Origin of the sequence: Lysinibacillus cavernae, from assembly GCF_009724685.1 — a bacterium.
Taxonomy (GTDB): Bacteria; Bacillota; Bacilli; order Bacillales_A; family Planococcaceae; genus Lysinibacillus; species Lysinibacillus cavernae.
Map to the genome: position 1 here is coordinate 422,021 of NZ_WMEF01000001.1, position 19,221 is coordinate 441,241.

The 19,221-nt window shown below is 38.5% G+C and carries 18 protein-coding genes; 14 read left to right on the forward strand and 4 right to left on the reverse strand.

Features of this window, described 5'->3' with window-relative positions:
* Positions 1-24: 24 nt before the first annotated feature.
* The 6 genes from pnp to GJU32_RS02085 all read left to right on the forward strand — a co-directional run bounded on the left by pnp (position 25) and on the right by GJU32_RS02085 (position 6,938).
* On the forward strand, positions 25-2,139 hold the full coding sequence (pnp, locus tag GJU32_RS02060; RefSeq protein ID WP_155590279.1) for a polyribonucleotide nucleotidyltransferase: 2,115 nt from the start codon (positions 25-27) through the stop codon (positions 2,137-2,139).
* Between the two features lie 83 nt (positions 2,140-2,222).
* Positions 2,223-3,446 carry a M16 family metallopeptidase gene (locus GJU32_RS02065; protein WP_155590280.1) on the forward strand — a complete coding sequence of 408 codons (1,224 nt, stop codon included), beginning with the start codon at positions 2,223-2,225 and terminating at the stop codon, positions 3,444-3,446.
* Between the two features lie 198 nt (positions 3,447-3,644).
* Positions 3,645-4,640: an ABC transporter substrate-binding protein gene (locus GJU32_RS02070; RefSeq protein WP_155590281.1), complete on the forward strand. Its 996-nt coding sequence runs from the start codon at positions 3,645-3,647 to the stop codon at positions 4,638-4,640.
* Between the two features lie 17 nt (positions 4,641-4,657).
* Positions 4,658-5,650: a FecCD family ABC transporter permease gene (locus GJU32_RS02075; RefSeq protein ID WP_155590282.1), complete on the forward strand. Its 993-nt coding sequence runs from the start codon at positions 4,658-4,660 to the stop codon at positions 5,648-5,650.
* Positions 5,650-6,432, forward strand: coding sequence for an ABC transporter ATP-binding protein (locus GJU32_RS02080; RefSeq protein WP_155590283.1), 783 nt, complete (start codon positions 5,650-5,652; stop codon positions 6,430-6,432). The genes GJU32_RS02075 and GJU32_RS02080 overlap by 1 nt, the downstream gene beginning before the upstream one ends.
* A gap of 11 nt (positions 6,433-6,443) precedes the next feature.
* Positions 6,444-6,938: a HugZ family pyridoxamine 5'-phosphate oxidase gene (locus GJU32_RS02085; protein WP_155590284.1), complete on the forward strand. Its 495-nt coding sequence runs from the start codon at positions 6,444-6,446 to the stop codon at positions 6,936-6,938.
* Positions 6,939-7,592: 654 nt separating this feature from the next.
* Here GJU32_RS02085 and GJU32_RS02090 read toward each other — a convergent pair.
* From GJU32_RS02090 to GJU32_RS02105, 4 genes are read right to left on the reverse strand one after another with little or no spacing between them, the layout of a single operon-like run.
* Complete coding sequence (locus GJU32_RS02090; protein ID WP_155590285.1) at positions 7,593-8,207, reverse strand: ABC-2 transporter permease; 615 nt, start codon at positions 8,205-8,207, stop codon at positions 7,593-7,595.
* 10 nt (positions 8,208-8,217) lie between these two features.
* Positions 8,218-8,844, reverse strand: a complete 627-nt coding sequence (locus GJU32_RS02095) for an ABC-2 transporter permease (RefSeq protein WP_155590286.1) — start codon at positions 8,842-8,844, stop codon at positions 8,218-8,220.
* A 2-nt stretch (positions 8,845-8,846) separates the two neighbouring features.
* Positions 8,847-9,689, reverse strand: coding sequence for an ABC transporter ATP-binding protein (locus GJU32_RS02100; protein ID WP_155590287.1), 843 nt, complete (start codon positions 9,687-9,689; stop codon positions 8,847-8,849).
* 1 nt (position 9,690) lies between these two features.
* Complete coding sequence (locus GJU32_RS02105) at positions 9,691-10,068, reverse strand: GntR family transcriptional regulator (protein ID WP_155590288.1); 378 nt, start codon at positions 10,066-10,068, stop codon at positions 9,691-9,693.
* Positions 10,069-10,210: 142 nt separating this feature from the next.
* Between GJU32_RS02105 and GJU32_RS02110 the strand changes: the two genes are divergently transcribed.
* The 8 genes from GJU32_RS02110 (at position 10,211) to GJU32_RS02145 (ending at position 19,201) form a co-directional block, all read left to right on the forward strand.
* The gene (locus GJU32_RS02110) at positions 10,211-10,474 is read left to right on the forward strand and encodes a YlmC/YmxH family sporulation protein (protein WP_004224966.1); all 264 of its coding nucleotides are present in this window, start codon (positions 10,211-10,213) and stop codon (positions 10,472-10,474) included.
* A gap of 9 nt (positions 10,475-10,483) precedes the next feature.
* On the forward strand, positions 10,484-11,263 hold the full coding sequence (locus GJU32_RS02115; protein WP_155590289.1) for an NAD(P)-dependent oxidoreductase: 780 nt from the start codon (positions 10,484-10,486) through the stop codon (positions 11,261-11,263).
* Positions 11,257-11,847 (forward strand): dipicolinate synthase subunit B, encoded by a 591-nt coding sequence (locus GJU32_RS02120; RefSeq protein WP_155590290.1) that lies wholly within the window; start codon positions 11,257-11,259, stop codon positions 11,845-11,847. The genes GJU32_RS02115 and GJU32_RS02120 overlap by 7 nt, the downstream gene beginning before the upstream one ends.
* 82 nt (positions 11,848-11,929) lie before the next feature.
* Complete coding sequence (locus tag GJU32_RS02125) at positions 11,930-12,967, forward strand: aspartate-semialdehyde dehydrogenase (RefSeq protein ID WP_155590291.1); 1,038 nt, start codon at positions 11,930-11,932, stop codon at positions 12,965-12,967.
* A 13-nt stretch (positions 12,968-12,980) separates the two neighbouring features.
* Entirely contained in the window at positions 12,981-13,880 is a 900-nt protein-coding gene (gene dapA / locus GJU32_RS02130; RefSeq protein WP_155590292.1) for a 4-hydroxy-tetrahydrodipicolinate synthase, read from the forward strand.
* Between the two features lie 278 nt (positions 13,881-14,158).
* Positions 14,159-15,826, forward strand: a complete 1,668-nt coding sequence (locus GJU32_RS02135) for a ribonuclease J (protein ID WP_155590293.1) — start codon at positions 14,159-14,161, stop codon at positions 15,824-15,826.
* 154 nt (positions 15,827-15,980) lie between these two features.
* Positions 15,981-18,272, forward strand: coding sequence for an FtsK/SpoIIIE family DNA translocase (locus tag GJU32_RS02140; RefSeq protein ID WP_155590294.1), 2,292 nt, complete (start codon positions 15,981-15,983; stop codon positions 18,270-18,272).
* A gap of 200 nt (positions 18,273-18,472) precedes the next feature.
* Positions 18,473-19,201: a GntR family transcriptional regulator gene (locus GJU32_RS02145; protein WP_155590295.1), complete on the forward strand. Its 729-nt coding sequence runs from the start codon at positions 18,473-18,475 to the stop codon at positions 19,199-19,201.
* The last annotated feature ends 20 nt before the right edge of the window (positions 19,202-19,221 follow it).

The window sequence follows — 19,221 nt, forward strand, 5'->3', positions numbered from 1 at the left end:
TTATAATAGAGAGGGGTTCATTGAATGAACGAAAAGAAAGTCTATTCCTATGAATGGGCTGGCCGTCCACTTGTAATCGAAGTTGGTCAGTTAGCAAAACAAGCAAATGGAGCCGTATTAGTACGCTATGGCGATACTTCTGTACTATCTACAGCAACAATGTCAAAATCACCGAAACCACTTGATTTTTTCCCATTAACAGTAAACTATGAAGAACGTCTATATGCTGCAGGTAAAATTCCTGGCGGCTTTATTAAGCGTGAAGGGCGTCCATCTGAAAAAGCGATTTTGGCAAGCCGTTTAATTGACCGTCCAATTCGTCCGATGTTCCCAGATGGTTTCCGTAACGAGGTTCAGGCAATTTCAATGGTTATGTCAAATGATCCTGACTGTACGTCTGAAATGGCAGCAATGGTTGGATCATCATTAGCGTTAGCTATTTCTGATATTCCATTTGGTGGGCCAATAGCAGGTGTACAAGTTGGTTACATTGATGGAGAGTTCATTGTAAACCCAACAGTGGAACAATCGAAACACTCAACAGTCCATTTATCTGTAGCAGGGAACAAAGATGCTATCAACATGGTAGAAGCAGGTGCACTTGAAGTGCCTGAAGAAATCATGCTAGAGGCAATTATGTTCGGTCATGAAGAAATTCAAAAAATTATTGCTTTCCAAGAGCAAATTGTGGCAGAGGTAGGAAAAGAAAAGTTACCTGTGACACTATTTGAAATTAATGAAGCGATTCAAGCCGACATAAAAGCAGCTTGTGAGACGGATATGCATGACGCTATTCAAACTGCGGAGAAACATGCACGTGATGAGGCAATTAAAGCTGTAAAAGACCGTATTATCGCTTCCTATGAAGAGCAAGAAGCAGATGAAGAAACAATGAAACAAGTTTATACAATTCTTGATAAAATGGTAAAAGATGAAGTACGTCGTCAAATTACAGAAGATAAGATTCGTCCAGATGGTCGTAAACTAGACGAGATTCGACCTCTTTCTTCTGAAACAGGCTTATTACAACGTACACATGGTTCAGGTCTATTTACACGTGGACAAACACAAGCACTATCTATTTGTACACTAGGCGCACTTGGTGACGTGCAAATTATCGATGGTTTAGGTGTAGAAGAGTCAAAACGCTTCATGCACCATTATAATTTCCCACAATTCTCTGTAGGAGAAACAGGTCCAATTCGTGGACCAGGCCGCCGTGAAATTGGTCATGGTGCTTTAGGTGAGCGTGCACTTGAGGCGGTTATTCCAGATGAATCAACTTTCCCATATACAATACGTTGTGTATCTGAAGTACTTGAATCAAATGGCTCAACTTCCCAAGCTTCTATCTGTGCATCAACATTAGCCATGATGGATGCAGGTGTACCATTAAAAGCACCAGTAGCAGGTATTGCTATGGGTCTTATTAAAAAAGATGAGCACTATTCAATTTTAACGGATATTCAAGGAATGGAAGACCATCTAGGCGATATGGACTTTAAAGTTGCTGGTACAGCTAAGGGTGTAACAGCTCTACAAATGGACATTAAAATCGATGGTTTATCTCGCAACATTTTAGAAGAAGCACTGACACAAGCTAAAGTTGGTCGTATGCATATTCTAGAATCAATGCTTGCTACTCTTTCTGAACCTCGTGAAAAGTTATCTGAATTTGCACCAAAAATTGTCATTGTGAAAATTAATCCTGATAAAATTCGCGATGTTATTGGACCTGGTGGAAAACAAATTAACAAAATTATTGAAGAAACAGGCGTTAAGATTGATACGGAGCAAGATGGTACAATCTATATTTCTTCTGCTGATGAAGCAATGAATGCGCGTGCAAAACAAATTATTGAAGACATCGTACGTGAAGCGAAAGTAGGGGAATACTACTTATCAACAGTGAAGCGTATTGAAAAATTCGGTGCGTTTTGTGAGATCTTCCCAGGTAAAGATGGATTACTTCACATTTCTGAAATTCAAGAGGAACGTACAAAGCAAGTGGAGGACGTCTTAAAACTTGGTGATCAATTACTTGTAAAAGTGATTGAAATCGACAAACAAGGTCGTGTGAATTTATCTCGTAAAGTAGTGATACAAGAGGAAAAAGAACGCGCTGAACAAGAGAAATAATAATAGTCAAAAGGCTGCGTATAAAGCGCAGCCTTTTTAAGTACAAAATAATACTAGAGATTTATACAATTGGGGGAGATTTTTTGGTTCAAGTACATACATGTCAGAATGGTGTTCGTATCGTGTCAGAGCAAATTGACCATGTAAGATCTGTTGCTTTAGGTATTTTTGTCAATGCAGGTTCTCGCTACGAGCTATCTGAAGAAAATGGCATTACACATTTTATTGAACATATGTTGTTTAAAGGAACAACAACTCGTTCAGCTCGTCAAATTGCAGAAGAATTTGATCGGATTGGAGGAGAGTTAAATGCCTTCACTTCCAAAGAAAATACATGTTACTACGCTAAAGTATTGGATCATCATGCAGAGCTTGCTGTCACAATACTAGCTGATATGTTTTTTAATTCTACGTTTGCTGAAGAAGAATTAGAAAAAGAACGACAAGTGGTATTAGAGGAAATATTAATGAGTGAAGATGCTCCTGATGATGATGTTCATGAAAAGCTGTGGAGTGTCATGTATCCGAATGATGCAATTGGCCGTCCGATATTAGGGACAGCTGCTACTTTGAAGAGCTTTACAGCAGAGGCTATACGACATTATATGGCCAAACATTATGGTCCAGAGTCTGTTGTTATCTCTATTGCAGGCAATATTTCACCACAGCTTGTACAAACGATTGAACATTTATTTGGACAATACAAGCCCTCTTCAATCGCAGTTGCTCCTGTGCTGACAAATCCACAATTTTATCCAGGGGAGATTACGAAAATACGTGATACAGAGCAGGCACATTTAGCTATTTCTTATCCAGCAATTGGCGTTAAAGATCCAGATATGTATAGCTTCATTGCACTCAATAATATTATAGGAGGCAATATGAGCTCTCGTTTGTTCCAGGAGGTACGTGAAGAGCGAGGGTTAGCTTATTCAATTTTTTCCTACCAATCCTGTTATGCGGATGTGGGAGCGTTTACGATTTATGGTAGTACCAGCCGTCAGCAGTTAGCACAGCTCCAACATACTATTGATGCTACTTTGCTAGATATTGTAGCTGGTGGTGTTACAGAGGAAGAGCTTGATAATGCAAAAGAGCAGCTTAAAGGTAGCTTTGTCCTTGGTTTAGAAGGGACTGGTGCACGTATGAATCGTAATGGAACGAGTGAAATTGTCCATCGTAGACACCGAAGTGTAGACGAGGTGTTAGCTTCTATAGACGCTGTCTCAATGGAGTCAGTAGATCGACTGATTGCAAAAATATTAAAGGCAGAGCCAGCCATTTCGATAATTGGCCCAAGCGAATAAAATAGTATAAAAAGATAATTTTTATCTAAGTTATAACAATTTATTCATTATATTAAAAGGAGAACTTTGAATATTTTCAAAGTTCTCCTTTTTTAATGTTTATTTTCTTATCAATTAAGCATTGATATTCTCAATTAACTTTGATAGTATAAATGATATTGAAAATCATTCGCAATTAAATTGGAGGATATTAATCTTATGAAAAAATGGCTTGCTGTCAGTACCCTGACATTATCACTAGCACTAGTTGGATGTGCAGAACAGGAAGAGAAAAGTGCTAACAAAGAAATAAAGGAAGAAGCAACAACACAACAAGAAACAGCAGATACAGCTGATGTACAAAAAGATGCATTCCAAGATGGGGTAGATGAAGAAGCGTTTCAAAAAGCATTAGCTAGCTTACCGCCGACAGTGCCAGAAAAAATTGTAACAACATCCGTTCCTTTAACAGAAATGTTACATCTTCTTGGGATTACACCAGTTGGAGTACCTACGTCTACAAATCCTATACCAGCAGACTTTGATTCAATTACAAAAATCGGTTCTCCAATGTCACCAGATTTAGAGGTAATATCGAGCTTACAAACAGACCTAATACTTGGGGCATCTTCATTACAAAGCTCGCTTGACCAAGCACTTCAGGGTATGGATTTACCGACAGCTTATTTACCAACTGATTCATATGATGACTTAAAATTAAGCTTTAAAGTGCTAGGTTCATACTTTGGTAAAGAAGAAAAAATGAATGAGATCCTACAAAATCTTGTAGCAAAAGAAAAAGAACTAGAAGAGAAAGCTCAAGGAAAAGAATTGCCATCTGTCATGCTAGTGATTGGCACATCTGATTCATTTATGGTGATGAACGACAAATCCTACTTGGGAAGTTTAGTTGAACGATTAGGGGCAGACAATATCGCAAAATCAGTATTAAAAGCAGAGTCAACCTATTCACCTATGAACCTAGAAGATATTGTGGTAGCTGATCCAGATATTGTTTTTGTATTGGCATCAGGTGATCACGGGGCAAATGAAGATAAATTCAAACAAGAAATTGAAAAAAATAGTGCTTGGCAACAATTATCAGCCTATAAAAATGACAAAATTTATATGCTTGATTACAGTACATTCGGGGTTACATCTATTACAAATGCTGAGACTGCACTAACAACGATTGCAGATTATTTCTATAAATAAGTTTGTGAGGTAGAGGTATGATTCATACAGCAAGAAGTCGCATGATTATTATCACGACCTTCGTGGTAACCATATTAGCTGCAATAATAGCAATTGGGTTAGGTAGTGTTCATATTTCCATACCCGATATTTTATCCACTCTCATCAATGGACGTGATAAAGAAGGCGTTTACACAACCATCATATGGGATATCCGCCTACCACGCGTATTGCTAGCATTAATCATTGGCGCAAGTATAGCAATTTCTGGTGCCTTATTGCAGGCAGTAATGGGCAATCCATTAGCCGATCCAGGATTAACAGGGGTAACAAGTGGTGCAGCTGCCTTTGTGTTACTCATTCTTTTAGCAAATCCAGAGCTAACACACTTAATTCCTCTTGCAGCCTTCGTTGGTGGTTTAATTGCAGCCGCAATTGTGTATGCCCTTGCGTGGAGACGTACAGGCATAACACCCATCACCATTATTTTATCGGGGGTTGCCGTAAATGCGTTGTGTGGTGGGGTCATTGGATTTTTATCGATACTTTATAGTGACCGTTTACCATCAGCTGTGCAATGGATGAATGGTAGTCTCGCTGCAAAAGGCAATGCATCCCTGCATATGATTTATGTGTATGCTATTATCGGCTGGATTCTAGCCATTTTTGCCATTCGCAAAGCCAATATTATTCGTTTAGGCGATCAGGTCGCAACTAACTTAGGTGAAAGTGTGACCCGTATTCGTATTATGTTATCTATTTTAGCTGTCTTTCTAGCAGCGATTTCAGTTGCTGCGGTTGGTATGATTAGCTTTGTCGGATTAATCGTTCCACATATGGCTAGGTTACTAGTTGGCTCTGATTATAAGTACATGTTACCGATGAGTATGGCCATGGGGGCGATTGTTTTATTGATTGCTGATACGGGTGGGCGGACATTATTTGCACCACTTGATATTCCAGCAGGTATATTAATGGCTGTCATCGGTGGACCTTACTTCTTATACCTAATGAGAAAGAGGGCGTTTTAATGTTAAAAATTGAACAGCTATCCATCAGTTATGAACAAAAGGAAGTTGTCCATAATTTTTCATTTGAAGTCAAAAAAGGGGAGATTCTTTCTATTATTGGACCAAATGGTTCTGGAAAATCGACGATATTAAAGGCCATTGCACGAATGCAGCCGTATAGTACTGGAAATATCCTGTTTGAGGGAGAAAATATGCGTCGCTTATCCTCAAAGGAAATCGCACGCAAAATGTGTATGCTTAGTCAACAAAACCAAGCACCAACCGATATATCTGTCAAAAATTTAGTCGCCTATGGTCGTTATCCACATAAAAAGTGGTTTGAGCGCCTCAATGTAGAAGATGAGGCTATTATTGATTGGGCATTAGAAAAAACCTATCTCTCACATTATAAAGAAAAGCCAATTGCCGCTTTATCTGGCGGGGAGGCACAACGTGCATGGATTGCCATGGCTTTAGCACAACGGCCCCAAGTGCTATTATTGGATGAGCCTACGACCTTTTTGGATATTGCTCATCAGCATGAAGTGCTAGAATTAGTGCGAGAGCTTAATCGTGAGATGGGTATGACAGTGGTGATGGTGCTTCATGATTTGAACCAAGCCTCTAGCTATAGCGATAAAATCGTGGTTGTAAAGGAAGGTAACCGAGCACAAATGGGAACACCCGACGAAGTCATGACTGAACAGATGATTCAGCAAATATATCGTATGGAAGCTGAAATTCAATATGTATCGTGGGATGACTCTCCACGGATTCAATTAAAAAATACTGTCAAGGTATAGGAGGAAATAGTATGCCAAAAGCAATTGATATTGAACAAGTAAAACGGGATTATGAAGCATTTATACAAAGTAAAAAAAACTGTGTGCTCAGTTTCGTAGATGGAGAAGGCAAGCCCTTTAGTAGCACTACACCATTTATACGACTGAACGGAAAGTTTTATATTTACATTAGCCGTATTGCCGAGCATTACCAACTGATGGAGCAATCAGAAGCGGTGGATTTAATTTGTGTAGCCGATGAAGCTGTGACAGCCAATCCATTTGCCACGGAGCGAGCTCGCTGGCAATGTCGGGCTGAAAATTTAGGAAATGAAGGCTATGAGGAGATATTTGCAGCCTTCGATCAACTATTTAATGCCAAAATGATGGAAATGTTACGATCACTCGATTTCTCTTTATTTGAGTTAACACCACTAGAAGGTCGCTATGTTGTTGGATTTGGTAAAGCTTTTACGATTGATATTGCCAATGACACATTAATTCATGTCGTGATTGATAAAAAATAGGTTGCCAATAGGCAACCTATTTTTTGATGTTGTTGAAAAAGATGATGTCACTAGCAGAAAAAGAACCTTTGGCAATGTGAGGAGGTGATTTCGGTTCCGCCAGCGTCCTTTCCAGGGGGCGTCCGATGAGCCGCTTCACTCACTCCGTTCGCTCCAGGGTCTCAGCTGTGACGCTAAATCCCCTAGGAGTGACGCTAAATCCCCTAGGAGTGACGCTGGCTCCACTCCAGTCACCATGTGGCAAAAGTGTCTTTTCCTGTCTTTTATACTAGCCGTAGCGATCAAAATAGCCCATTATTTGTATGATTAGAGAAAGGATAGGCTCTTATTTTCAATGGTGAGAAGGGATGAGTGACAACACCTCTCCATAAAATGAGTAGTGAATACCTTCCCTTTATTTGAAAACCTTTGCTAAAAAGAAACATTTTTATGGGTTGGAGTGGAAGGCTACTTGACTCCCGTGGGATAGCGAGGCTGGCGAGCCCCTGCACAGAGCGGTAGCGGAGGAAGCGGCTCGGCGCTCGCCCACAGGAAAGCAAGTAGCCTGCAACGGAAATCCATTTTCACCTTTCACAAAAATGCTATGGATAGTTTTGTTTTTCAACATTATGAAAAATAGGTTGCCGATAGGCAGCCTATTTTTTTGATGGGTGATTAGCAAATTTCTCGCGTCATATATAAATGAAGACATTTATGGAAAACAACAAAACTGATGAAGATACTAACAAGTGTCGGGATCACTAAGATGAATAAATAGCCTGATACTAGTGATAAGTAGTAATGCACAACAAAATTAGTGAGAATGATAAGTATTGTAGCCGTAAGCATTCGTAAAGTGTGCATTCGCTCCGTCTCATCAAGCTGTTGAATATAAAATTGACTACAGATGAGAAAAGAAGCGCTGCTAATAAATGCAAAATACATGGCAAAATGCTCTAAAAAGTTTTCTGCCGCTTCAGGTTGTGAAAAATACAGTGGCGCAATTAAAATGAAGAGCATTGTAATAAGGCCATAACAAAATAGGAAATCGGACTGCAATTGAATTTTCTTCGATAGAGGTAGGCTGTTTACGTAAATTTCCCATTTTACTTGACGATCCCCTCTATTTAAATTTTCAACGAGAGTGGCAGCAATAACGACAACAAATAATCCGATTGAAGGACTATCCGCAAAGGGTAAGTGAACAAAATTTAAGAGTGTGCAAATAGTCATTGAAAAAAGGATAGACCATTTTTGTACGACAATTCTTTGTAACAGTAGTGCGCGCATTTTAACCCTCCTAGAACTCTTTCCTCTTATAAATGACTGTAGAAATTAACGAGGATAGCCAGAGCATTAAAAGCCCAGCAAAAGGTGCTACATAGATAAATGGTTTTAAATTTAAAAATGTGACGGCCATATCGGGTATGTATTCGTTAAACATTCCAAATAAAAAGCCTGGAATAAAACAAAGTGCAATAAGGACTATTCTGCCTTTGATGGAGCCGAATTTAATATAGATAGGTAATAAAATGGCTAACAATGAAAGCGCAAATGCCACAATGAGATTAAACGTTAGGAAAAATTCTGTAGTATCTCCGTGATTGGTAAAAAGATTGATAAAAAAGATAATAGGTAGTGCAACAATAAGGCCAATTATCATTAGTAAAACACTAAGTATATATTTACTTAGAATAATATCGCCTTTACTAATTGGTAAGGTATTAGCATACTTATCCCAGCTGCTTTGTTCATCGTAAGCAAGGGCAGTTATAGCCTGAATGGTTACGATAAATACAATAACAGCAAGAAGCATTGCGCTTTGCTGCATAAATATCGCCATCGCAAGAAGAAATAGAACAACAAATGCCTGTGCCTTCATTTGACGTTGAATCGTCATTAAATCCTTTACGATAAGACCTACCATTTTCAAACACTACCTTTCACATAAAATAGCATAATATCTTCTATAGAAGGTTTTTCAAGCCTGAAAGCCTCGTTTACTTCATTTTTAAGCACTAAAGCTTCAACTCCAAATGCCCCATGACGTTTTCTCAGAATAGCATGCTCAGGCAATTCGTTTACTTCCTCGCTGTTACCTTTGAAAATACCATAATCATATAATAGTGCATCTTTACTTTCGCTCAACAATATTTCCCCATTATGAATAAGCGTAATATAATCAGCAATTTTTTCTAAATCACTTGTTATATGAGAAGAAAATAAAATGCTATGTGTTTCATCCTGCATAAACTCTAAAAATAAATCCAAAATATCATCCCGAATAATGGGGTCCAGCCCACTTGTTGGCTCATCTAAGATTAATAACTTTGGATGATGTGCCAATGCTAATGCAATCGACAGTTTCATCCTCATGCCTCTTGATAGTTCCTTTATCTTCTTCCTCTTTGGCACGTTAAATTGAGCTAATCGTTCAAAATAATAGCCTGTATCCCACGTTTTAAATACTTTTTTCATAATTTTGTCGAGCTGCGTCGCATTTAGCGTTTCTGGCACATGTAAATCGTCAAAAACCACACCAATGTCGGTTTTTATCGATAGTTCGTGTTCGACATGATCTTGACCAAATAGCAATATTTCGCCATATTCTTTTTTCAATAAATTCAGCATGCATTTAATAGTTGTTGATTTGCCAGCGCCATTTTCTCCGACAAAGCCCATCACTGTTCCTTGGGGTACTGAAAAACTTACATCTTTTAGGGAAAAGCCTTCAAAGACCTTATGTAAATCATGAATCTCAATGGCATTCATCTTAATTGTCCTCCTCTAACAGTAAAGATACTAGTTCCTTCAAATCTTCATTCGAAAGCCCAGCTATTTTCGCTGTTCTTACGGCTTTCTGCAAATGTTCCTCTACCTGCCGCAGTAGCTCCTCACGTAGAAAGTCTTGATTACGTTCGGTTACAAAGCTCCCTTTTCCAGCAACTGTTTCAATGAAGCCATCTCGCTCTAAATCGGCATAGGCACGTTTGGTGGTCATTACACTTATTTTCAAATCCTTTGCTAAAACTCGTATAGATGGTAGTACATCACCTGCTTGCAATTTATTCGCTAGAATTGCCTCTTTGAGCTGTATAGTGATTTGCTCATAAATTGGTTTATTACTCGCATTACTTAAATGAATATGCACAAATCTTCACCTCTTATAACTGTGTATATACACTATATACGGATTGAAGGTACATTGCAACATATTCCTACTTTTGGTAGGGGACACGATTTGCAAAAACTCTGCATATATTGGGGTAACGGCTCAAGGAGGGAGATGAGGCATGCTACTATCTGAGATGGTGGATAAAGAGTTAATTCAAATTGAGGGTGGCGTACATTTTGGCATTTTGGCACACACGGAATGCCTATTGGATGTGCAAACAGGAAAAATACATGGTTTTGAGATTGTTAAAGATAAATTACCATTCCAAAAAAAGAAAATGAAAGTTAGTGAAATGATACCTTGGCATGAAATTATTTTAATTGGTGAAGATCGGATTTTATTTAATAAGACATCTACAGTACAGTCAGAATATTTACAGTGAGGTGAGCTTTTGGAAAACGAAAAATGGCTTGTTATCGGTGAGGACTCAAGATTAAAGGAATTAGCTACGATGCTAAGAAGTCCATCGAGAACAGTGTTTTATAAAAGAACGACCGTTTGGAACGAGGAGTTAAATAAACTTGTTTTAGAATTTCAACCAACTAAAATCATCCTACCCATTCTTCCATTAAAAATAGAAGTAGAACAGCTATATGGCATATCACAAGTTAAATTTTATACAGGACGATTGACGATGCATTGGAAACACTTGCTAGAGAAAAATGAATCTATTTGCTATTTGCAGCAAGAATCGTTTATTTGGCAAAATGCTCGATTAACTGCGGAGGGATTTATCGCCACGTTTTACGGACTCGAGCAAAAATGTATTTACGGACAAAATTTTACGATCGCAGGCTTCGGGCGTATCGCCAAAATGCTCGCCTCTTTACTTGTTAAGATGGGTGCTAATGTTCATATTGTTGCACGTTCAGTTGTACAAGTGAGTGAAGCAAAAGCATATGGTTATAAAGCAACGAATTTAGATGATCGTCAATGGTCTATTACTGATGGCATTTTTATTAATACGATTCCAGCTAAATGGATTACAGAGTCATTTATAGAGCATGTTCCAGCAGTTTTATATGATTTGGCCTCAGAGCCAGGCTGTTTAGATATAGATGCTGAGCAATTACAAACGTATGTACTATTGCCGTCATTGCCTGGGAAATACTTTGCACATGATGCGGCTACAATATTGTGCAAGGCAATAGAGGAGGAAGAAAATTGTTAACGGGGAAACGAATTGGTCTAGGTATTACAGCTTCCCATTGTACGTATGAAGATGTCATACCTAAAATTCAAAATTTTATTGATGTTGGGGCAACAGTTATACCAATTATTACCCACTCCGTTTTACATGCAGCTACCCGCTTTGGTACAGGGGAGGAGTGGATTGCAAAAATAGAAGAATTGACAGGAGAAAAGGTTATTACTTCTATAAAAGAGGCGGAGCCATTTGGTCCATCCAACCCATTAGATGCAATGGTCATCGCGCCAATGACGGGCAATAGCATTAGCAAGTTTGCAAATGCTGCAACAGACAGCCCTGTTTTAATGGCAGCAAAGGCAACTTTGCGTAATGGTTCACCTGTAGTATTAGGTATTTCAACAAATGATGCACTTGGTTTAAATGGTATGAATATCATGAAGTTGTTAAATGCCAAAAATATTTATTTTATTCCTTTTGGTCAAGATGCTCCTCACTCCAAACCGAATTCTTTAATTGCTGATTTTGAGCAAATGGTGGATACTGTTCATGCAGCAATTACGCAGAAAATGCAATTACAACCGCTGTTGATACAATATTTCAAATAAATCATAGATTACACACAATTTTCAGTATTTTTGTGATACAATAGCACACATTATGGAACATGTATTCAAGGAGAGATGACAGATGACAAAGCAGTTAACAGTTGCGGTTGTTGGAGCAACAGGAGCAGTAGGTTCGAAAATGATGGAGCAATTAATTAAACGTAAATTTCCAATTGGAAATATAAAATTTCTAGCATCCGCTCGTTCAGCAGGGAAATCAATCGAATTTAATGGTCAAACATATACAATTGAAGAAGCGACACCTGAAGCTTTTGAGGGCGTCAATGTCGCTTTATTCTCAGCTGGTGGGTCAGTATCAGCTGTGCTTGCACCCGAAGCAGCTAAGCGTGGTGCAGTAGTTATTGATAATACGAGCCATTTCCGTATGGATCCAGAGGTACCGCTTGTCGTACCAGAAGTGAATCGAGGCGACTTAGCGAAGCATAACGGGATTATTGCGAATCCAAACTGCTCTACAATTCAAATGGTGGCTGCCCTTGAACCAATTCGTAACGCATTTGGTTTAACGAAAGTAATCGTTTCAACATATCAAGCAGTTTCAGGTGCAGGTATTTCTGCTATTCAAGAATTAAAGGCACAAAGCGAAAACTGGGAAGCAGGTAAAGATGTAGAAGCAAATATTCTACCGTCTGGTAGTGATAAACGTCATTACCCAATCGCTCGTAATGTCATTCCACAAATCGATAAATTCACAGATAATGGATTTACATACGAAGAAATGAAAATGATTAATGAGACGAAAAAAATCATGCATGCACCAGAGCTAAACGTAGCAGCTACTTGCGTTCGTGTGCCAGTCGTTTCAGGTCACTCTGAATCAGTTTATATTGAGGTAGAGAAAGAAGCGTCAATCCAAGAGATTTTTGATGTATTACGCAATGCACCAGGTGTGGTATTACAAGATGATATTGCAACACAAACTTACCCAATGCCTATTTATGCTGAAGGGGAAGACGCTACTTTTGTAGGACGTATCCGTCAAGATTTAGACAATAAAAAAGGATTCCACCTATGGATCGTTTCTGACAATTTATTAAAAGGCGCCGCATTAAACTCTATCCAAATTGCAGAAGCTATGCTTGAGGATAACTTACTATAAGAGGGGTGTAAGGATGAATTTAGGTCGAATTGGAACGGCAATGATTACGCCGTTCAAAGATGATGGCACGATTAATTATCCAGAATTAGAACGTATTATTAATCATTTGATTGACAACGGTACAGATTGTATTGTTGCTTGTGGTACGACTTCTGAAAACCCAACGATGTCTACTGAGGAAAAAATTGAGGTCGTTCGCTTTACAGTAGAGAAAGTAGCAGGTCGCGTACCTGTTATTGCAGGTACAGGGGACAATGAAACGGCATACTCTATTGCGATGACCCATAAAGCAGAAGAAAATGGAGCAGATGGCATAATGCTAGTAGCTCCATACTATAATAAGCCAAATCAACGTGGGATTTTTGCCCACTTTGAAACCATAGCTAAACAAACGAGTCTACCTGTTATGCTCTATAATGTTCCGGGGCGTACAGGTGTTAATGTTGCCTATGAAACTTCTGTTGCATTAAGCAAGATTCCAAACATTGCTTGGATTAAAGAAGCGAGTGGCAATTTAGATCAGATGGGTGATGTTATTGAGAACGTTGATCCAGATGATGATTTTTTAGTGTATAGTGGTGATGATGGTTTAACATTACCTCTAATGGCAATTGGCGGGGCAGGCGTCATTTCTGTAGCTGCCCATGTTGTAGGCAATGATATGCAATTAATGATTAAAGCGTTTGAAGAAGGAAATCATAAGCTAGCAGCCAAAATTCACCGAGCATTATTACCCTTAGTACGCGCGCTGTTCGCTCAACCCAATCCGTCGCCTATTAAATATGCGATGACAAAATTAGGCTTTGACACACTCAATGTACGTCTGCCAATGATGGAAATGACAGATGAAGAGAAAGCTAACTTTGACGGGATTTGGGATACGTATCAAGAAAAAGCGAGAAGTTTTAGATAAATAGAAACGAGGCTGATTACGCTATCAGCCTCGTTTTTGTATGATCTATAATAGAAATGCATCAAAAATCCATAACTTCTCATCCTCAAAAATACTTAAATGACTCTATTTGTACAGCTTATCCAATAGCTGCTTTTTCATCTACTAGCAATAAGCAAATAAAAAGAAAATCTATTTCCAATGTGAAACATGTATTTTTAATTTGTGCAAAAGCCTTGCAAACCGTATAATAAATGTTAAGTGGTTGCTGTTCGGGATATTTTTTAGGAGGAAATAAATTGACAAAAAAGAAAAATGAATTAATTCGTATCATCCCTCTTGGGGGTGTAGGCGAAATTGGGAAAGCAATGTACGTAGTAGAAATTGATGAAGAGCTATTTGTGGTGGATAGCGGCTTAATGTTCCCAGAAGATGAGATGCTAGGCATAGATATCGTGATTCCTGACATTACGTACTTAGAAGAAAATAAAGCACGTGTTAAAGGTATTTTCTTAACACATGGTCATGAAGATGCGATCGGCTCAATTGCCTATGTTTTACAAAAAATAAAGGCACCTGTGTACGGATCGAAATTAACAATTGCATTAGCAAAGGAACATTTAAAAGAATTACCTGCACCACATCAGGTGAAATTTTTTGAAGTAACAAACCGTAGTCGTATGAATTTCAACTCAACGTATGTAACATTCTTCCACACAACACATAGTATTCCCGATTCGTTAGGGGTAGTGTTCCATACATCTGAAGGGGCGATTGTTCACACAGGAGAGTTTAAATTCGATCAGTCCGCGACAGGTAAATTCAAACCTGATTTAGCAAAAATGGCACAGTTAGGAGAAGACGGCGTCTTTATTCTATTATCTGAGTCATGCGAGGCTGAACGACCAGGCTATACGACATCAGAAATTGTGATTGAAGAACAATTATCAAAAACATTCCACTCAGCACCAGGACGTATTTTAGTAGCTGTCTATGCATCGAATTTTATTCGTATTCAACAAGTTTTTGCCCAAGCACAGAAATCATTCCGTAAAGTTGTAATTGTGGGTAAACCATTGGAAAAAGCTGTTGATTTAGGTGTGCAACTTGGTCATTTAACAGTTGAGGAAGATACAATTATTCCAATTTCAGAAATGCAAAAATATCAAGATGATGAAATTATCATTATTACAACAGGTAATAGAGGAGAGCCTCTAGATGCATTAGAAAAAATTGTCCGTAAGCACCATCGTGACATCAAAATTAAGAAGGGCGATACGGTATTAATTACGTTTACACCTTCTCCTGGCATGGAAGTACAAATGGCTAATACAATGAACTCTATTTCAAAAGCAGGAGCTGAAATTTTGACTTCTAGCAAAAATGTTCATGTATCAGGACATGGTAGTCAGGAAGATTTGAAGCTCATGCTAAATTTAATGCAGCCTAAGTATTTTATTCCTGTACAAGGTGAATACCGTATGCTAATTGCCCACTCTAAGTTAGCACAACAGCTTGGCATGCAAAAATCACAAATTTTTATCGCCGATAAAGGGGATATTGTAGAATATAAAAATAATAAAATGCGCATGAGTGGTCGTGTACAAGCTGGTAACGTGTTAATTGACGGTATTGGTGTAGGCGATGTAGGTAATATCGTTCTTCGTGATCGTAAATTATTATCGCAGGATGGTATTTTCATTGTAGTTGTAACACTAAATCGAGCTCAAAAGAAAATTGCCTCTGGTCCAGAAATTTTATCACGAGGCTTTGTGTATGTAAGAGAATCAGAGGAATTAATGGTTGAGGCATCTGACATTGCTAGAAATGTAATTGAAAAATACGTTGGTAAAGAAACATTTGAATGGACGAACATTAAACAAGAAATTCGAGATACGCTCAATACGTATTTATTCCAAAAAACAAAACGTCGCCCTATGATTATTCCTATTATTATGGAATATTAACAGAACAAGCTCATCGTAAATGCTTTGAGGAAAAATAAATGAAAAAGGATTTTCTCCCAATCGCGGTGGAAAATCCTTTTTTTTGAAATATTCAAGTTCTACATGGTATGATTCGCTACATATATAAAATGGATTGCAGAAGAAGGTGAAATAGATGGCAGTTAGTAAGAGAAAAAAAGTGACTAAAAGTAAAGCAACAACTGAAAAAAAAGAAATGCATCCGCTTATGTATGAAATATTAGGTTTGCTCTTAATTGCGTTAGCAGTCATTATGATTTTTGAATACGGCATGATCGGGCGGATTCTACAAACAATCGCAATGTTTCTTGTAGGGAATTTACATTTTGCTGTTCCGTTTATGCTTATTTTTATTGCGTTGTTAATGATGATTGGTCGTAAAAAAGTGGGTATTAACGACCGATTAATACTTGGCATGCTGCTCATTATTATGAGCTTAACGATTTTTAGTCATGGCATATTATTTGAACAATTATCGAAATCAGGTGGGCTACTATCTGACTCTGTGCTACGTGAATCATGGCGAATTTTGATCGATACTGAAGGTATTATGCATCGAAGCAATGCTTTAGGTGGTGGAATGATTGGTGCTCTATTATTTAGTGGGCTCCACGTGTTATTTGAAGCATCGGGAGCAAAAGTCGTTGCTTGGGTTATTTTCTTTATTGGGTTAATACTTGTCACTGGTAAAGCATTAGTGCCTTATTTAGCAGAAAAAACGCCAGATCTGTTTGGTAAATGGAAAAAAAAGCACAGTGATAAGAAAAAAAATACACCTAAAAAACAGAACAATCGTCGTTCAAGGGTAGAAAGCGTGGATGAGATAGCAGCTGTTAATCAGACTTTGGATGTGTCTGAACCAGAAGAAGAAATTCCTCATGAACCGATTATCTCTGCATTTACGCAAAACGTATCACATGAAAGAGAAGTATTTGATACTCATACCATGTTGGAAAATGAACTAGATGAAGGTGCAGATGATGTCCACATTCAGGGCACAGATGCAGTGGAAAATGCAGACTATCAGCTTCCATCCTATAGTCTATTACAATTACCGCCACAACATGATCAAAGCGGAGAATATTCGGTGATTCAAGCAAATGCCAAAAAGCTTGAACAAACATTACAAAGCTTTGGAGTAAAGGCAAAGGTGACACAAGTGCATTTAGGACCAGCTGTCACAAAATACGAAATTTTACCAGATATAGGTGTGAAAGTAAGTAAAATTGTCAATCTGCAAGATGACCTTGCGTTAGCGCTAGCTGCCAAAGATATACGTATGGAAGCACCGATTCCTGGGAAATCAGCAATTGGTATTGAAGTCCCAAACAGTGAGGTAGCTATTGTGACACTGCGTGAGGTATTAGAATCGAAGGATAGTGCTAAGCCAGAAGCATTATTACAGGTAGCATTTGGTCGTGACATTACAGGACAAGCTGTTCTAGCAGAGCTCAATAAAATGCCACATTTACTTGTAGCTGGTTCAACAGGCAGTGGGAAAAGTGTTTGTATAAATGGCATTGTTGTATCCATACTAATGCGTACAAAACCGCATGAAGTAAAGCTTATGATGATTGATCCAAAAATGGTGGAGTTAAACGTTTATAATGGCATTCCCCATTTATTGGCGCCTGTCGTGACAGATGCGCGAAAGGCCTCACAGGCATTGAAAAAAGTTGTATCTGAAATGGAACGTCGCTATGACTTATTTTCTCACACGGGTACACGAAATATTGAGGGCTATAATGCACATGTTCAAAAGGTTAATGAGCAGACAGAGGAAAAGCACCCAAAATTACCTTATATTGTAGTCATTGTGGATGAGTTAGCGGATTTGATGATGGTAGCATCAGGTGATGTAGAAGATTCGATTACACGTTTAGCTCAAATGGCACGTGCAGCAGGCATTCATTTAATTATTGCGACACAAAGGCCAAGCGTAGATGTTTTGACAGGTGTGATTAAAGCGAATATTCCATCCAGGATTGCTTTTGCGGTTTCTTCAGCAATTGATTCAAGAACAATTTTAGACATGGGAGGGGCAGAACGCTTACTTGGACGTGGTGATATGTTATTTCTACCTGCAGGTGCTTCCAAGCCGAAAAGGGTACAAGGTGCCTTTTTATCAGATCAAGAGGTTGAGGCAGTTGTTCATTTTGTTATAGAACAGCAAAAAGCACAGTACCAAGAGGAAATGATTCCCACTGAAGAAGAGACGATTTTAGAAGAAACGGATGAATTATATGATGAAGCGGTCCAATTAGTTGTTAATATGCAAACAGCATCTGTATCTATGCTTCAACGTCGCTTCCGTATTGGCTATTCTAGGGCTGCGCGTATAGTTGACCAAATGGAACAACGCGGGATTGTGGGGCCACCAGAGGGCAGTAAACCTCGTCAAGTACTTATTCATCAATACGACAGCTAAACCAAAAAAATTGGACTCAAAATGGTGAGAGCCACGGTATTTTTGTCCAAATATTTGCAAGGGAAATAAAGAAAGAATGAATTCTATAACAGATTTTATTCAAAACTGTTTATTTCATTCTGTAAAAATGTTATATTTATGAACGATTAGTAGGAATGTTGTACATCAGATGTCTGATCTCTGATTTGGTGGTGATATATGTGACTATTAAAGCAGATCATCGTCATCTCTATCTTCAAGTAATCGATCGTTTAAAATCTGACATTGAGGCTGGCATTTTTAAAGAAAATGAAAAGCTGCCTTCAGAATTTGAATTATCGAAATCACTAGGAGTCAGTCGAGCAACACTTAGAGAAGCACTTCGACTGTTGGAAGAGGAAAATGTGATTGTGCGCCGACATGGGGTTGGGACTTTTGTCAACCCTAAGCCGTTGTTTACATCAGGTATCGAGCATTTATCGAGCATTTCTTCTATGATCGAGTCAGCAGGTATGGAGCCAGGTTCGCGTTTTTTAAAGGCGACTGAGCACGTGCCTTCTGAGGAAGATTTAAAACGCTTCCAATGTGATGGCGAAGATAAAATACTCACGATTGAACGTGTCAGAACAGCGGATGGTGAGCCAGTAGTTTACTGCATAGACAGGCTACCCGCAAGCTTCCTGCCTACTGACTTTGTCGAAAAAAAAGAAGTTTCACTGTTCTCTGCTCTTGAGCAATCAGGCAAAATTCATGTAGCCTATGCTGTAACGTATATAGATCCAGTTGGGTATCATGAACAAGCCTCACCGATTTTAAATTGTGGGCGTGAAACAGCTCTTTTAGTGTTAAAGCAGTTGCATTACGATGATCATGATCAAGTAGTGCTCTATTCAAAAAATTATTTCCGAGCTGATAAATTCAGCTTCCATGTAGTTCGTAAACGGGTGTAGAACATTTCTAAATTTTTTTC

Bases quoted from the DNA above. Each gene is read 5' to 3' on its own strand.
- GJU32_RS02140 (WP_155590294.1), top strand. From the start codon at position 15,981: ATGGCAGTTAGTAAGAGAAAAAAAGTGACTAAAAGTAAAGCAACAACT.
- pnp (WP_155590279.1), top strand. From the start codon at position 25: ATGAACGAAAAGAAAGTCTATTCCTATGAATGGGCTGGCCGTCCACTT.
- GJU32_RS02090 (WP_155590285.1), bottom strand. From the start codon at position 8,207: ATGCGCGCACTACTGTTACAAAGAATTGTCGTACAAAAATGGTCTATC.
- GJU32_RS02100 (WP_155590287.1), bottom strand. From the start codon at position 9,689: ATGAATGCCATTGAGATTCATGATTTACATAAGGTCTTTGAAGGCTTT.
- GJU32_RS02075 (WP_155590282.1), top strand. From the start codon at position 4,658: ATGATTCATACAGCAAGAAGTCGCATGATTATTATCACGACCTTCGTG.
- GJU32_RS02095 (WP_155590286.1), bottom strand. From the start codon at position 8,844: ATGGTAGGTCTTATCGTAAAGGATTTAATGACGATTCAACGTCAAATG.
- GJU32_RS02070 (WP_155590281.1), top strand. From the start codon at position 3,645: ATGAAAAAATGGCTTGCTGTCAGTACCCTGACATTATCACTAGCACTA.
- GJU32_RS02110 (WP_004224966.1), top strand. From the start codon at position 10,211: ATGCTACTATCTGAGATGGTGGATAAAGAGTTAATTCAAATTGAGGGT.
- GJU32_RS02085 (WP_155590284.1), top strand. From the start codon at position 6,444: ATGCCAAAAGCAATTGATATTGAACAAGTAAAACGGGATTATGAAGCA.
- GJU32_RS02080 (WP_155590283.1), top strand. From the start codon at position 5,650: ATGTTAAAAATTGAACAGCTATCCATCAGTTATGAACAAAAGGAAGTT.
- dapA (WP_155590292.1), top strand. From the start codon at position 12,981: ATGAATTTAGGTCGAATTGGAACGGCAATGATTACGCCGTTCAAAGAT.
- GJU32_RS02125 (WP_155590291.1), top strand. From the start codon at position 11,930: ATGACAAAGCAGTTAACAGTTGCGGTTGTTGGAGCAACAGGAGCAGTA.